Genomic DNA, 15,558 nt, shown 5'->3' with positions numbered 1-15,558 from the left:
GCGCGAGCCTATCGCTTGCGGAACCAGCCGTCCCCGCCGAGAATGCGCTCCAGTGTGTAATCACTCGCCTGCTCGTCGCTCAAGGTGTTTTGCCACTTCACCCGCTTGTGGGGCTGTGCACCCGGCCCCCGGCTGTTGTACTCGCCGTAAAACACGGTGTGTTCCGCCTCCGGCCTGGACCAGTTGTGCCAACCCTCCGGCTTGATGTGCGACCCCATGTCGGTGTTGAGAAACACCGTGCGGGCAAAGTCCCGCCAGGGGCGCCCGAGATAAACCTCATCCACACCGTCGTCGGCGGTGAGCGTTGCATTGAGAAAAACAAAACCGTGGGGAATGCCCTCCGGTGTCGAGGCCGCGGTGATGTAAGAATCACTTTTCGAGTGAATCCGGCACTGGTCAAACACCGCCGTGGCGCGACCGAAAATGAAATCGGTGGTGCCCTCGATATGACAGTTCCGGAAGTACTGCCGCTTGCCTTCCCCGGTCAGGTAAACCGTGTCCTGGTGGCCTGTAAAGCGGCTGTTGTAAAAACTCACCCGGTTGGCATTCACCGCCAGCGCGACCGCCTGGCCCACCGGGCCGGCAGTATTTTCAATGGTCAGGTTTTCACCGTGGAAGTCATCGCCATCCACCTGCAGGGTGGCGGTATGGAAGGTGCTATTGCGGCCCTTGTCGATCTGCTTGAAATGATCGTTCCAGGTGATGATGGTCTTGTCCGCGTCCTCGCCAATCAGGGACACCATCGGGTTCCACTCGTATACACGGACTTTCTCCCGGTAGGTACCGTTCTTGATGTGGATGGTGATGCGTTTGTCGGGAAAGGCCTTGGTGTTATCGATGGCGGCCTGAATGGTTTCGTAATCACCACTGCCGTCCTGGGCGACGGTCATTTCATAGACGATGTCCGCCTGCACAGGCAGGGTCGCCATCAGTGCTAGCAGAAAAAATACAACGATACGGTATCTGATCTTCATGGTTGATGGTTCTCTCTCAGTTCATTGTTTTTTGGTTTGACGTATTATTGTAAACCATTGGTGTTTTGCATAGTTGGGTAACGGCGGATGCGCTTCGCTCCGAAACGTCGGACCGATCCGTCCTACGCCGACTGCCGTACTATCCGTAGGGCGGATAAGCCGAAGGCGCATCCGCCGTTACCACAGGTTCCCGCATCCGCCGCAACCCCAGTTACCCCCGCAGTTTCGCCGCCTCCTCTACCACAATCGCGTGTCGGCGGGCTAACGCATGTCGGTCATCATCGTATCCGCCCCCAATCACCGTCGCCACCGGGATATGCCGTTTGAGCAATTCACTCAACACCCGCCGGTCCCGCTCACGAATGCCCGCTTCGGAGACATTCAGCCGCCCGAGCGGGTCGCCTTGGTACACATCCACCCCCGCATCATAGAGGACGATATCCGGCTGAAAATCCGCTAGTACCTGTTCAAGGGTACCCATCACCGCGCGCAGATAGTCCTCATCCCCCATGCCATCGGGCAGCGGCACATCAAGGTCGCTGCGCTGCTTGTCGAACGGAAAATTGTTGTCGCAGTGCAGCGAACAGGTAAAGGCGTTGGGCTCATCCGCCAGCAGCGCGGCGGTGCCGTCCCCCTGATGGACATCGCAGTCAAAAATCAGCACCCGCCCGACACCGCTCTGGCGAATCAGCACCTTTGCGGCTATCGCCAGATCGTTCAGAATGCAGAAGCCCGAGGCGTAGTCATAGTGTGCGTGGTGGGTGCCGCCGGCCAGGTGGCAGGCCACGCCGCTGTGAAGCGCCAACTGCGCAGCCAACACCGTGCCCGAAGGTGCAATCAGGGTACGTTTGACCAGCCCCTCGCTCCAGGGCAGGTTCATCTGCCTGAGCTCCTGGGGGGATTGGGTCTGGGAGATAAAGCGCTGCAGGTAACCCGGGCAATGGGTCTGCTGCAACCACAGAGGTTTGCAGGGCCCGGGCCGAAAGCTGTTCTCCGGGCGCAGCAGACCGATGCCGCGCAGGTGCTCGGCCAACAAACCAAACTTCGCCATCGGAAACCGGTGCCGCTCCGGGAAGGGGAAGCTGTAAGCTGGGTGATAGACCAGGGGTAGGGATGAGGGCATAGGGCGAATAAGATGCGTTAATTGAATGAGTCATCTTAAAGTATGGTGCCAGCGAATAACACTCCGCCGTTACCAACCCTGCCGACACTCGCCACAACCACGACAATCCACCATAACTCCGCTATGCTGTAACCAAACCCGAAACAAAGCGGAAAAACCATGCAACACCTCGACCTCCAAGTCATTGAACGGGCTCTGCATTGGCTGGACCAGGGCGAACCCATCTGGCTGTGCACCGTTCTCGCCACCTTCGGCTCCTCGCCGCGCGAACCCGGCTCCATGATGGTGGCCCGCTCGGACGGTCAACACGTGGGCTCACTGTCCGGTGGTTGCGTCGAGGAAGACTTTCTGGCCCGACTGCGCGCCGGTGATTTTCATCAGCCGCTGTCCCAGATCCGCTATGGCAACGATGACGTCTCCGGCCCTAAAGTCACGCTTCCCTGCGGTGGGGTGCTCGACGTTCTGATAGAGCGCCTGACCCCGACGGAAGAACATCGCGCGCATCTTCAGACGTTGCGAGAGGCCATGCAGGGCCAACAGTCGTTGATCCGCTCGGTGCCGCTGGACAACGGCGAATCGACTTTTGTCGAGGGCTCGGCTCTTGGCCCGCGAGTGGAACGTGATGAACAGGCGGTGCGCATCCGGGTCGGTCCCACTCTGCGCTTGATCATCGCCGGTATCAGCCCGGTGTCCGCCGCTTGCGCCGAGTTTGCCCAGGCGCTGGGGTTTGATGTGGTTGTGTGCGACCCGCGCGATGACGAAGTGGCCACCTTTAACGTGCCGGGGGTCAACGTCGAGGCGGTCCTGCCATCGCTTTACATTGAGCAGCACGCCCATGCCGCCACGGCGGTGGTGGCACTGACCCACGATCCCAGAATCGACGACCTGGCGATGATGGAAGCGGTGCGCACCGAGGCGTTTTACATCGGCGTCATGGGCTCGCGCAAAACCTCCGACAACCGCGCCGAACGTCTGCGCCGATCCGGCGGCCTGAGCGACGCCGACATCGAGCGCCTGCACATGCCCATCGGTCTGGCCATCGGCAGCAAAACCCCCGCCGAAATCGCCCTGGCTGTCATGGCGGACATCATCCGCGTGCACCGGGGTCAACCGCGTCATGCCCTCTAGCCTCACCCCCTCCAGCAATGTCGTCGGCCTGATCATGGCCGCCGGCTACTCCACCCGGTTCGGCTCGGACAAACGCCGCGCGCAGCTCACGGAAGGCCAGACGCTACTCCAGGCAACGGTTGCCATGACCCGATCAGTGTTTAAAGCGTTTTATCTGGTACTCCGCTCCGACGATGAAGAGAGCGATCTGGGGCTGGGTACTGAACCGGTCATTTACGCTCCCGAAGAACCCATCGGCCTGGGCACCAGCATCGCCGTGGCGTTTCAGCATCTGCAAGCAAATAACAAAGATGCCACTGCAGCGGCGGTTCTTCTGGGTGATATGCCCTGGATCAAACCGGATGCGTTCAGCCAGTTGTTGAGCCACGCAACGGAAGACACGATCATCCGCCCGGTCTACGATGGCAATGCGGGCCACCCGGTACTCTTCGGCCGCGACTTCTGGCCCGAGCTGGCCAACCTTCACGGCGACCTGGGCGCACGCACCATCATCAGAAAACATCACAGCGCCTGCCGTCTGATTCCTGTTTCGGATGTGGGGGTGTTGCGGGATGTGGATCGACCCAAGGATCTAATTCGTTAGGGCACCCACATGGTGCTGTTGGAGGGGAGCGACTGCGTAGTAACGTCCGGTCGGAGGAGGGGAAACCCTTTCAAGACACGCCGTAAACCCATCCCTGGGGGCTCGGATCGCGGGTCCCCCGCTCTACGGTCTTGAAAGGGTTTCCCCTCCTCCGACCTACGAGGTTCACAATACCTTGGGTTTCTCGGCCACCCAACGCAATTGGAGAGTGATATATCCGGCCAACGAAGGCTGTTTTGTGGCACTTAGGTGCGGTATGGGGCGTGTTGTTTCCAGACCGTAAGCGGAGGGACTCCGCGCGTCGAGCCCCCAGGGATGGGTTTACGGCGTGTCTGGAAACAACACGCCCCATATCGCACCGGACGTTCCACAGCCAACAAAAGTCTCAAGCTTTCAAAGCCGCCAACACCGCTTCGCGTCGAATCGGAATCTCCGTCATCCGTACCCCGACCGCCGCGAAAATCGCATTGCCAATCGCCGGACCGACCACCGTGGTTGCCGGTTCACCCAAGCCCACCGACAACTCCGTACTGTCCACAAACTCCATCTCAATCTCCGGCACATCGCGAATCCGCATCGGCGAATAAGTATTCAGGTTCTGATCCTTCACCTCACCCTTCTCGAACACCGTCCCCTCATGCAACGCCATACTGGCACCCCACAAAGCCGCGCCTTCCACCTGCGCCCGGGCACCATCCGGGTGCACCACCGTGCCCGCATCGGTGACCAGCGTCAGCTTCTGCAGCGTTACCTTGCCGGTATTGCGATCCACATGCACCTTGGCGACACAGGCCGTCCAGGTCGGCATATTGCGCTCCTGGCCGTAAGTGGTGGCCACCCCGAGGCCGGTATCCGCCGGCATCTCCTGACCCCACTCGGAAATTTCCCGCACCCGGCGCAGTACATTCGCCTGACGGCTGGCGCCGCCGACCGAGTTGGGGGCTTCGCCGGCATTTTTGCCTTCCGCTTTCAGCAGGGCGAGGCGGAACTCAATCGGGTCTTTCCCGGCCTTGCGGGCCGCCTGGTCCATAAAAGACTCCAATGCCCAGTTCACCCAGCCCGAGCCCACCGAGCGCAGCCAACCGGGGCGAAAGGTTTTGTTGGCCAGGTCGTTGGAAATGGCCCGCAACCGATGCGCCCCCACCGAATACCAGTGAGCGGCGCCCTGAATGGCAAAGGGGTCGTACTTCTCGCCGTTGGTGGCCTCGGGCATAAAGCCCGGCACCATCACCTGGGTGGGCCATCCCGCGGTGGCGTGGTGCTCCATGCCGGTGGGGTTGCCCTCGGCATCAAAGGCCATACGCACGCGCTGGTAGGCGGGGGAGCGCACCGAGTCAAAGCGCGCGTCATCTTCCCGGGTGAACACCAGTTTCACCGGGCGGTTCAGCGCTTTTGAGGCCAGAGCGGCGGGCACTGCGTAGTCGCCGTTGAGCCGGCGACCAAAACCGCCGCCAAGCATGTAGGTGCGCATGATCACCTTGTCTTCCGCCACATCCAGTGCCTTGGCCAGCGTCGGCAGAATCAGGGACTGCCATTGATTGCCGGTGTGAATTTCCCAGATGCCGTCTTTCTGGTAGGCGAGGGCGTTGACCGGTTCGAGTTGAAAGTGCAGTACGGTGTGGGCGATGTAATCTTCTTCCAGCACTGAATCGGCGTTGCTGAAGGCATCGTCCACACCGTCGTCATTCACCACCAGCGCACCGACGTCGCTTTTCTCAATCAGCTCCACACCGCGATCGAGAATATCCTGTTCGCTGACGTTGGCGGTTTCCCCCGGCGTCCAGTCCACTTTGATTTTGCTGGCGGCTTTGCTCGCCGCGTAAAACGAAGTGGCAATGACCACCGCCCAACCGGGCACGGTGTCGGTCGGGTCGTTGAGCTGTATGGTTTGCAGGTAGCCCTCGACATTTTTCGCCTCGCTGTCGTCGATGCTGTTGATTTTGGCACCGTAACGGGTGGGCGGAATCAGTGGGCGGCCGTAGACCATATTCTCGACCGTCGCATCAATGCCATACATGCTGCTGCCATCGGTTTTATCGGGGATATCCAGCGCCTGGGTTTCCTGGCCGATCAGGCGGCGGTCCTCGGGTTTTTTGACCTGGATTTTCTCCAGCTCGTCTTCGCTGAACGAACGGGACATATCGCCGCGTTGAACGATTTCGGCGTAGCTGATGGAGCGGTTGCCCGCGATCACTTCGCTGTTGCGCGCGCGGCACTGACTGGCGTTGACACCGAGCAGTTTGGCACCCTCCTCAATCAATACTTGCCGGCCGGCGGCGCCGGCGCGACTGAGGGGCATAAAGTTTTCCCACACCGACCAGCTGCCACCGGTGACCATCAGTCCCCATTTGGGATCGCTGTCGACATGGTGCAGCTCGACTTTGGACCAATCGGCCTCCAGTTCGTCCGCGACAATGCGGGCCAGAGCGGTGCCCACATGCTGGCCCATTTCGGCCTCGGCAATATTGACGATAATGCGCCCGTCGTTTTCGATCTGGTACCAGATGGTGGGCTCAAAGGTCTGGTTTTCAATCACCTCTTCCGGTTGGGCGAAGCTCAGCCCGGGGCGGTAAAAGGCGAGGGTGATGCCGGCACCGGCGGCGCCGATCAGAAAGCCGCGGCGGCTCAGGCTGGGGCCGTGATTGACCGCGCCCACATCGGGGTTGAGCAAGGAGCGAAATAGCTTATTCATTGGAGGCACCCTCCTGAATCTGGACACCGCCGCGCATCTCGGTGGCGGCAATTTTGATGGCTTCCCGAATGCGCACATAGGCCATGCAGCGGCACAGGTTGCCGCTCATCACCTGGTCGATCTGCTCATCGGTGGGGTTGGGAAAATCCTTGAGCATGGCCGCGGCCTGCATGATCTGCCCGGACTGGCAGTAACCGCATTGGGGCGTCTGGGTTTCCACCCAGGCTTTCTGCAGGGGGTGCCGGCCGTTCTCGTCCAGCCCTTCGATGGTGGTGACCTCGGCCCCGGCTACCTGGCTGACCGGCGTAATGCAGGAGCGGGTGGCGCGGCCATTGACCAGCACGGTACAGGCGCCGCACAGGCCGATACCGCAACCGTATTTGGTGCCGGTCATGCCGGCGTCATCGCGAATGCCCCAGAGCAGCGGGGTGTCGTCGGTCACCTCCAGAGTGACCTTTTGCCCGTTGAGAGTGAATGTGGTGCTCATGGTCTGTTACTCCTTCCCGTTGCCGGCGTTATCGCGCAGCGCTTGAATACGTTGTTCGAGATTGTCCCAGGCGGGGCGATCGGTATGGGTCTCGCGCAGGAATTCGAACAGGGCCACCAGATCGCCATTGCTCCAGTCCGCGTAACCGGGCATCACGACGCCCTGAATGCCGGCCTCGTCGGAAATGCCTTCCAGCGTGAAGCGGATCAGGTTGGTGGGATCATCGGCGGTCACGGCGCTGTTCAGGCTCATGTCCGGGCGCATGATGCTGGGCTCATCCGGATTGTTGTAGTGGCAACTGGCGCAGCCGTAGGTGAACAGTTCCTCCCCCCGGCTCAGGGTGCCGGCGCTGCGCTCCTGGGCGGTGCGAATCGCCCGGGCGGCCTGGTTGCCCGCCTGGTCTGCGTCGCTGCCACCGGCAATGGTATGGAAGTAGCGGGCCAGGGCCCGGATATCGTCATCGCTGGCCTCAACCAGCCCCTGATGCACCACATCGGCCATGGAGCCGGCGGCGACACCGTGGTAGATGGATACGCCGTTGCGCAGGTACAGGAACAGCTCGTCTTCGGTCCAACCCACCGGGGTGCTGTGGTTGTCGCTCAGTGCCGGCGCGAACCAGCCGTTGACGAAGGCCCCGTCGTAGTCTTGCCCGTCGGCCTCTGCGCCAACCGAATTGCGCGGCGTATGGCAGGCGGAGCAGTGCCCCAGGCCTTCGGCCAGGTACTCTCCGCGGCTCGCACCCTCTTCCAGGGTGGCGCCGTCGAAGTAGAGCAGCTTCCAGCCCGCCTGCAGCATGCGAATGCTGAACGGGAAGCGCAGGGTATTCTCCGGCGGCTCCGCGTTGATCGCTTCGCGGGTCATCATATAGGCGTAGAGGTCTTCCAGATCCCCGTCGCTGACATTGGCAAAGTGGGTATAGGGAAAGGCGGGGAACAGGTGCGAGCCGTCCCGGGAGACCCCTTCGCGCATGGCCCTATTGAATGCCTCCCGGGACCACTGGCCGATCCCGGTGTCCGGGTCGGGGGTGATATTGGTGGAATAGAGGGTACCGAACTCCGTTTCAAAGGCCAGACCGCCCGCGTAGGGCTGATCGCGGTCGGTGGTGTGACAGCTCTGGCAGTTGCCGATGCCCGCCAATACCTGCCCGCGGTCAATCTGCTCCTGCGAAAAGTCATCCGCAGAGGGCGGAGATTGGGGCGCTATGCTGCCCTCCCACGCGAGTAATAGCAGAACGATAAGAACCAGAATGATAAGGCCGAGAATGCCGACCACTATGCGTTTGATCACCTTGCATCTCCTTCGTTGGTCTACCGCTCGGCGCGGGGAGCGCCCGTCGCGGCAGGGGTATCGCTGAGGACATTTCCGGGAACCACGGTATTACAGGTGCTGCTTGTTATCGTTACAGTGTAGACCATGGGTACGGAATTGCGCGCCCCGGCGATCAGGGCACGTCTGTGGGGTCGACGTTGTCGTAGGTAGGGTGAGTGGCTCGGTCGGATTGGCTTGACCGAGCTGCTATGCTGAATCTGTCCATTCTGAAGGGGAGGTAGTTATGACCGATCAACCGTTTCTGACCGATGTGAAAACCCTGCGCGAACGCGCCCGGAAGCATATTGAGCAGGGTGCCGTCACCGAGGGCTACAAGGCCAACCGGGACAATGTGATAAAGATTCTCAACGAGGCACTGGCCACCGAGATCGTCTGCACCCTGCGCTATAAGAGCCACTACTATCGCGCCGAGGGCATCAGTGCTGAAGTGGCGGCCCAGGAGTTTCTGGAGCACGCCCAGCAGGAAGAGCAGCACGCCGACTGGCTTGCCGAGCGCATCGTGCAACTGGGTGGCAAGCCGAATTTTTCCCCGGAGGGACTGCAGACCCGCTCCCACGCGGAGTTTGTGGAGGGCGAGACCCTGCGGGAGATGGTGGTGGAAGACCTGGTGGCCGAGCGCATCGCCATCGACAGCTACCGGGAAATCGCCGCCTACCTGGGCGACCAGGACCCCACCTCCCGCCGCATTATTGAAGACATCCTGGCCCAGGAAGAAGAGCACGCCGACGACATGGCCGGCCTGCTGGAAGGCCTCGACGGCAAGTAACCTTGTGCCTAACGGTGGATCGGCCCGACGCATGCCACAACACCCGCGTAGGGCGGCATAAGGCCGAAGGCCGCATCCGCCGTAACCCAACGCCCCGGAGCGTGCCCCAATTTGTCCACGACCCGTACCGTGTCGAACCGCTACTCGACGACTACCGCAAATGAATCGGCTCCAGCGCATCGCCCTCGGGCAGTATCCGGCCGATGATCCGGGTATGAGGGTAGCCCAGGGAATGTAGCGCCGCAACACAGGCATCGGCCTGATCGGCGGGCACCGAGGCGAGCAGGCCGCCGGCGGTCTGGGGGTCGAACAGCAGTGGGTAACGGGGGTGGTCGACCCACTGGTCCTGGTCCTTGATGGCGCGGCGCAGGCGGACGTTGGCCGGTTGCAGGGAGCTGAGTACGCCGGCGGCGACGGTCTCTTCGGCGCCTTCCAGCAGCGGTAGTACTTCCAGATTCAGTTCCGCGTCCACGCCCGAGGCGCGGGTCATTTCCACCAGGTGGCCGAGCAGGCCGAAGCCGGTCAGATCGGTGCAGGCCGTTGAGCCATACTCGCGCAGGCACTGGGCCGCCAGTCGATTGGAGACGCACATGCTGGCAAGCGCCGCGTCGATCCAGCGGCCTTTGATCTTCAGTTGTGGCAAGGCCGCGAACAGGGTGCCGGTACCGATGGGTTTGGTAAGCAACAGCACCTGGCCGGGCTGAAGGCCGCCCTTGGTCAGCGCCGTGTCGTTCTCATCAAGCAGTCCGTTGACCGCAAAACCCAGGGCCAGCTCTTTGCCCTCGCCGGTGTGACCGCCCACTAAGGTACAGTTGGCGTCGTTCAGCACTTCCAGTGCGCCGGTCATCATCTGGTACACCGTGTCTTCCACTTTGGATTCCAGCCCCTGGGGCACCGTGGCCACCGCGGTGGCGGTCTGGGCTTCGGCGCCCATGGCGAATACATCCCCCAGGGCGTGATTGGCGGCGATTTTGCCGAACACATAGGGGTCGTCAATAAAGGCGCGGAAAAAATCGATGGTGTGGACCGCCGCTTTTCCGGCGGGAATTTTCACCACGGCGGCATCGTCCGGCGCGTGCAGGCCCACCAGCACTTCGTCCCGCTCCACGGGTTTGAGGGTGGAGAGGGCGCGGGACAGGACCGTCGCCCCCACCTTGGCACCGCAGCCGCCGCAGCGCATGGCGATGGCGGAGATGGCCTGCTCCTGCTCGTCTTTTTCCAGTGGCACGCGGTTCGGTCTGGTCGGCGCCATGGCCTGTTCGTCCATCGGCGGCAGCTCATTGAACTTGGCCATGAAACGCCGATCAATCGAATCCTTCCAGCGCCACACCCAATCGCCGGCGGCGTAAAAGCCGCCCCGGGATGCCACCGCGTGCTGGTTGCCGGTACTGATCAGGGCCAGCCATTTTTTCTGGGGACGATAGGGTTTGAGTGGTTGACCCAGCACGGCTCGGCGCAGGTTGTCCGCCAGTGGGCGTCCCTGACGCACGGCAAACACGCCGGCTTTCTCGCGGGGATGATTTACCTGAGTGGCAATATCCCCGGCGGCAAAAATCTTCGTGTCATTCATGGATTGCAGGGTGTCGCGCACCTGAATAAAGCCGTTGTCATCCAGTTCCAGACCGGCCTCCCTAAGCCAGGCGGCACCGCCGGCACTGGTCACCCAGACCACCTCGTCTGCCTCGTGCCAGTAACCGTCTTCGGTGTGCAATCGCCCGGCGTCCACGGCGGTCACTTCGGCATTGGTGTAGAGGTTGATCTCGCCCATCGCCAGCGCCTGATGAAAGTGATTGCGCACCTTCTGGTTGTGAGTGGGCAGGATTTTCTCATCGCGGGTGTAAAGGTCGAACACCAGTTCTTCAGGGTTGCGCCCCATGGCCTGAAGCTCGCGGGTCAGACGATACTGCATGGCAAGCACCAGCTCCACGCCGCCCGCGCCACCGCCCACGACGGCCACCCGGGTGATGCCGGGATGATGGGTCACCCGGTCGAGCAACTGTTGCCAGCGGTCATTGAACTGATAGATGGGTTTGACCGGTACCGCGTGCTGCTCCGCGCCGGGCACCCGGCTGACCTGAGGGGTGGAACCGATATTGATGGAGAGCAGATCGTAGGGCACCGGCGGCCGACCGCGGCAGATGACTTTCTGATTGGCCCGATCAATATTGACCGCTTCATCACTGAAAAACCGCGCGCCGGCAAACTCCGCCAGTCGGCGTAGATCAATGTGCACTTCATCGTAGCTGTAGTGTCCGGCAATATAGCCGGGCAGCATGCCGGAGTAGGGCGTGTGCGTATCCCGGCAGATCACCGTCAGCCGCACCCCGGGCTCGGGCTTCATGGCGAAGCGTTTGAGTACCCCCACATGACTGTGGCCACCGCCAATTAACACGATATCGCGCAGGATGGGCTGTTCGGGTTGATGCATGAGCGGGCCTCGGTTCGCTGAAACGGGGTCAAAGACCTCCAGCATACACTATGCTGAGTGCTCGCTCATCTACGGTGCGGGTGTCGGATTACGCTTCGCTAATCCGACCTCTCATAACTCAGTCAAGTCCCTTTATTTAATCATTTTACCTGCCTGTTGGGCACACGAGTCTGCTGGCATTGCCTGAGTCGTTGACGCACATGCCGGTGGTACTCGTGTGTTTAGCCTGTGTGCCAGCTCGAAGGCCTCCCGGATGAACGTCCATGGGGTCAACCGAACCTCTCGCATCGGATGTCCGCCTGGCGGCATCAACTCAGTTACCTTGGGTATCGCGTTCCATGGATCATCCCGCGGGCTGCCTCTTGACTACTTAGGAGCCTCAAGACTGGGCTAGAGGTCGGATCGAAGGTCAGCCCGAAGGAAGACTCGTTGCCAGCGTGTTACGGCTGGATTAACTCATTGCTCGCTCCTGTTGCTCGTCTCTGTTCGTCCTCATCGGTCGACTCGGTGGTGCTTATGCCACTTCGGCCCGGGGTGGCTCGGCAAAGAGCTTGGCCGGATCGAACCGCTTGCCTTGAGCCACATGCCACAGCGCCTTGGCCAGCTTGCGCATCAGCGCGATGATCAGTTTGCCCTTGGGGCCTCGGTGTCGGGCCAGCTTGGCGTCATACCAGGCTCTGGCCGGGCCTGATTGACGTATCAGGCGAAGGGCGGCGAAGTACAGGTAGTGGCGCACCACCCCGGGCCCTCGCTTGGTCAGCTTCAGCTGCCCTTTGTGTTTGCCGCTGGAGCGCTCTTTGAGGTTCAGCCCCGCCGCTTTCAGATAGCTGGCCGCACGCGGGTAGTCATTGGCCGAACCCAGGGCACAGTAAAGCACCACCGCGCTGTTATGGCCCAGTGCCTCGGCCATCCAGGCCAGCTCCCGGGTGTGCTCGACGTGCTCGGACAGCGCTCGCTCCAGCTCGCGGGACTGCGCCCGTGTGTCCAGCATCTCCTGGGCCAGGGCCCGGATGAGTTCGTGTTCGGTCTCGACCACCGGCACGCCCAAGGTCGTGGCGGCACTGCGCAGCAGGCCTTCGCGCTTGGACGTCTTAAGCATGTGCCCACCGACTCGGCGCAGCAGTCGGTCCGCCTGCTCCGGCTGTGCCGTCACCCGAACCGGGTCGCCGTACTCGGCCAGCAGGTGCAGCAAGCTGGCGCTCTGCAATGTCAGCCAGCACAGCGCCTCCGGCCAGTGCCGGGCCAACAACGCTTCGAGCCGATTCAGTGCCCGCTGGTGGCGCTCCTGTACCTGCTCCAGCCGATTCAGTAAGGCTCGCAGAGCTCGACGCGCTTCACTCGGCTCGCGCCAGCGCTGACTGATGCCATCCAGGTGCAGCCGGCCGATCAGGTAAGCCGCCTTGGCGTCGTGCAGGCTCGGGACCCCGTCATACACTTCAGCGGCGTCGTGCACCCGCTTGGGGCTGACCCGGTAGATTTCGGCACCCAGAGCTCTCAACTGGTAGCGCAAGGCGTCGCCATAGGTACCGGTCGGCTCCATGACCGCCTCCAGGCGCTGAGCCTTGAGGTTCGCCAGTTCCCGCAGCAGGGCCGGGCTCTGTTGCGGATGCTCCCAGCGGATGGTCTTCAGAACCGTCCGGTCCGGCTTCATCAGCGCCACGTAGAAGTCCTTCTTGGCCACATCAATCGCCAGAATCAACCGCTCGCCCGCCGTCTGCTCACGCAGTTGATCCCAGTTCACCTTCTGGAAATTTTGGGCACGATAGTTATACTTGCGCATAAGGGGACACCTCCAATGCTCTCGGTTCTTCGCACCTTGCTGTTACAGCAAGTTACCGAGTTATGAGGGTCCCCTTTCTTTTTTCTACCTTATAACTGACTACTCGTTGCTCGCTGCGAGACTTCCCGTAGGTCGGATTAGCCGTAAGCGTAATCCGACAACAAACGCCGAAATAAAAAAGGGGCCTTTCGGCCCCAATGCGATGAGTGTTGAAGGAACGAATCACTCGAAGTCGTGCGCGTGTGCTCCCGCGGACTTCTCGTCCTTCGGGCTGTCCGCCACCATCACTTCGGTGGTGAGGATCAGGCCCGCGACCGAGCCGGCGTTCTGTAGCGCCGAGCGGGTGACCTTGGCCGGGTCGATGATGCCCTGCTCGATCATGTCGACGTACTCGCCGGTCTGGGCGTTGTAGCCCCAGGTGGTGCTGTCGTTTTTGCGCACACCTTCCAGGATCACGCTGCTCTCGACGCCGGCATTGGCGACGATCTGGCGGAAGGGTTCTTCCATTGCGCGCAGGGCGATGCGAATGCCGGTGTTCTGGTCTTCGTTGGCGCCCTTGAGGCCGGACTTCCGAATGGCGTCGGCGACCCGTACCAGGCTGACGCCGCCGCCGGGGACGATACCTTCTTCCACGGCGGCACGGGTGGCGTGGAAGGCGTCGTCCACCAGGTCCTTCTTCTCCTTCATTTCCACTTCGGTGGCGGCCCCGACCTTGATCACCGCTACGCCGCCGGCCAGTTTGGCCACCCGCTCCTGGAGTTTTTCGCGGTCGTAGTCCGAGGTGCTGTTTTCGATTTCCTTACGCAATTGCTGGACGCGGGCGTCCAGGTCGGCCTTCTTGCCGGCGCCGTCGACGATGGTGGTGTTCTCCTTGTTGATCACCACGCGCTTGGCGCTGCCGAGCTGTTCCAGTTCCACTTTCTCCAGGCTCAGGCCCACTTCCTCGGAGATGACGGTACCACCGGTGAGGATGGCGATGTCCTGCAGCATGGCCTTGCGCCGGTCGCCGAAGCCCGGGGCTTTGACGGCGGCGGCCTTGAGGATGCCGCGCAGGTTGTTGACCACCAGGGTGGCCAGGGCTTCGCCTTCCACGTCCTCGGCAATCAGCAACAGCGGGCGGTTGGCCTTGGCCACGGCTTCCAGTACCGGGAGCAGGTCGCGGATGTTGCTGATCTTTTTGTCGAACAGCAGCACGTAGGGGTTGTCCAGCTCGACCTGCATTTTCTCCTGGTTGGTGATGAAGTAGGGGGAGAGGTAGCCGCGATCAAACTGCATACCTTCGACCACATCCAGCTCGTTCTCCAGGGACTTGCCTTCCTCGACGGTGATCACGCCGTCCCGGCCGACTCTGTCCATGGCCTTGGCCAGAATGTCGCCAATATCGGTGTTCCAGTTGGCGGAGACGGTGGCCACCTGACCGATGGATTTGTTGTCATCGCAGGGTTTGGCCAGTTTGCCCAACTCTTCCACGGCGGCCTTGACGGCGGCGTCGATACCGCGCTTGAGGTCCATGGGACTCATGCCGGCGGAGATGGCTTTGTGGCCTTCGCGCACCAGCGCCTGGGCCAGAACCGTGGCGGTGGTGGTGCCGTCACCGGCGACATCGGCGGTCTTGGAGGCCACTTCCTTGACCATCTGGGCGCCCATGTTTTCGAACTTGTCTTTCAGCTCGATTTCCTTGGCAACGGAGACGCCGTCTTTGGTCACCCGGGGGGCACCGAAACTTTTTTCCAGCACCACGTTGCGGCCTTTCGGACCGAGGGTGGCTTTGACGGCGTTGGCCAGAATGTTCACGCCACTGAGCATCCGCTCGCGGGCGTCGGTGGAGAATTTGACGGTTTTGGCACTCATGCGGCTTTCTCCTGTGCACGGGGTTGTTCAACCACAGCCAGAATGTCGGACTCCTTGATGATCAGGTAGGTGTCTCCCTCCATTTTGATTTCAGATCCGGCGTACTGGCCAAACACAATCCGGTCGCCCACCTGGATCGACAGCGGACGCAGCTGGCCGTTGTCGAGCAGGGCGCCGTCACCCACGGCGACCACTTCGCCCTGGGTGGATTTTTCCGCGGCCTTGTCGGGGATGACAATGCCACCTTTGCTGGTGGTTTCCGCGGCCAGGCGCTTGACCACCACTCGGTCGTATAACGGTTTGATACTCATTGAATGTCCTCCGTACAAACCTGAATAAGGCATCGAAACCGATATGAAATAAGAAGATCGGAGGGCGGTGGTTGCCAACCCTCCTGATTCGCAAAATAGGAGCCGT

12 protein-coding genes are annotated in these 15,558 nt (G+C 61.5%); 3 read left to right on the top strand and 9 right to left on the bottom strand.

All coding sequences use genetic code 11. The features are described from left to right. Positions 1–8: 8 nt before the first annotated feature. Both OOT55_RS10440 and OOT55_RS10435 read right to left on the bottom strand, forming a co-directional pair. Positions 9–974 (bottom strand): pectinesterase family protein, encoded by a 966-nt coding sequence (locus tag OOT55_RS10440; protein WP_265365817.1) that lies wholly within the window; start codon positions 972–974, stop codon positions 9–11. Positions 975–1,185: 211 nt separating this feature from the next. Continuing rightward, positions 1,186–2,097 (bottom strand): histone deacetylase, encoded by a 912-nt coding sequence (locus OOT55_RS10435; RefSeq protein WP_265365816.1) that lies wholly within the window; start codon positions 2,095–2,097, stop codon positions 1,186–1,188. Positions 2,098–2,256: 159 nt separating this feature from the next. On the opposite strand from OOT55_RS10435, the gene OOT55_RS10430 reads away from it, so the two are divergent. Both OOT55_RS10430 and OOT55_RS10425 read left to right on the top strand, forming a co-directional pair. After that, positions 2,257–3,225 (top strand): XdhC family protein, encoded by a 969-nt coding sequence (locus tag OOT55_RS10430; RefSeq protein ID WP_265365815.1) that lies wholly within the window; start codon positions 2,257–2,259, stop codon positions 3,223–3,225. Continuing rightward, positions 3,215–3,808 carry a nucleotidyltransferase family protein gene (locus OOT55_RS10425; protein ID WP_265365814.1) on the top strand — a complete coding sequence of 198 codons (594 nt, stop codon included), beginning with the start codon at positions 3,215–3,217 and terminating at the stop codon, positions 3,806–3,808. The genes OOT55_RS10430 and OOT55_RS10425 overlap by 11 nt, the downstream gene beginning before the upstream one ends. A 385-nt stretch (positions 3,809–4,193) precedes the next feature. Here the strand turns inward: OOT55_RS10425 and OOT55_RS10420 are convergent, their stop codons facing one another. Genes OOT55_RS10420 through OOT55_RS10410 form a run of 3 tightly spaced genes read right to left on the bottom strand, consistent with a single transcriptional unit; the run spans position 4,194 to position 8,274 of the window. Further along, positions 4,194–6,500, bottom strand: a complete 2,307-nt coding sequence (locus OOT55_RS10420; RefSeq protein ID WP_265365813.1) for a xanthine dehydrogenase family protein molybdopterin-binding subunit — start codon at positions 6,498–6,500, stop codon at positions 4,194–4,196. Next, positions 6,493–6,987 (bottom strand): (2Fe-2S)-binding protein, encoded by a 495-nt coding sequence (locus OOT55_RS10415; RefSeq protein ID WP_265365812.1) that lies wholly within the window; start codon positions 6,985–6,987, stop codon positions 6,493–6,495. The genes OOT55_RS10420 and OOT55_RS10415 overlap by 8 nt, the downstream gene beginning before the upstream one ends. 6 nt (positions 6,988–6,993) lie before the next feature. Continuing rightward, complete coding sequence (locus tag OOT55_RS10410; protein ID WP_265365811.1) at positions 6,994–8,274, bottom strand: cytochrome c; 1,281 nt, start codon at positions 8,272–8,274, stop codon at positions 6,994–6,996. 265 nt (positions 8,275–8,539) lie between these two features. Between OOT55_RS10410 and OOT55_RS10405 the strand changes: the two genes are divergently transcribed. Then, complete coding sequence (locus tag OOT55_RS10405; protein WP_265365810.1) at positions 8,540–9,082, top strand: ferritin-like domain-containing protein; 543 nt, start codon at positions 8,540–8,542, stop codon at positions 9,080–9,082. 151 nt (positions 9,083–9,233) lie between these two features. Here OOT55_RS10405 and selD read toward each other — a convergent pair whose 3' ends face one another. The 4 genes from selD to groES form a co-directional block, all read right to left on the bottom strand. Beyond that, positions 9,234–11,510: a selenide, water dikinase SelD gene (gene selD / locus OOT55_RS10400; RefSeq protein ID WP_265365809.1), complete on the bottom strand. Its 2,277-nt coding sequence runs from the start codon at positions 11,508–11,510 to the stop codon at positions 9,234–9,236. A gap of 514 nt (positions 11,511–12,024) precedes the next feature. Continuing rightward, positions 12,025–13,290 carry an IS110 family transposase gene (locus OOT55_RS10395; protein ID WP_265365638.1) on the bottom strand — a complete coding sequence of 422 codons (1,266 nt, stop codon included), beginning with the start codon at positions 13,288–13,290 and terminating at the stop codon, positions 12,025–12,027. Between the two features lie 222 nt (positions 13,291–13,512). Continuing rightward, positions 13,513–15,141, bottom strand: a complete 1,629-nt coding sequence (gene groL / locus OOT55_RS10390; protein ID WP_265365808.1) for a chaperonin GroEL — start codon at positions 15,139–15,141, stop codon at positions 13,513–13,515. Further along, positions 15,138–15,452: a co-chaperone GroES gene (gene groES / locus OOT55_RS10385; protein WP_265365807.1), complete on the bottom strand. Its 315-nt coding sequence runs from the start codon at positions 15,450–15,452 to the stop codon at positions 15,138–15,140. The genes groL and groES overlap by 4 nt, the downstream gene beginning before the upstream one ends. Positions 15,453–15,558 lie beyond the last annotated feature (106 nt).

Origin of the sequence: Marinimicrobium sp. C6131, assembly GCF_026153455.1 — a bacterium.
In the GTDB taxonomy this organism is placed as follows: domain Bacteria; phylum Pseudomonadota; class Gammaproteobacteria; order Pseudomonadales; family Cellvibrionaceae; genus Marinimicrobium.
Note: the sequence above shows the minus strand (reverse complement) of the source record. Positions and strands in the feature narration are given on the sequence as shown.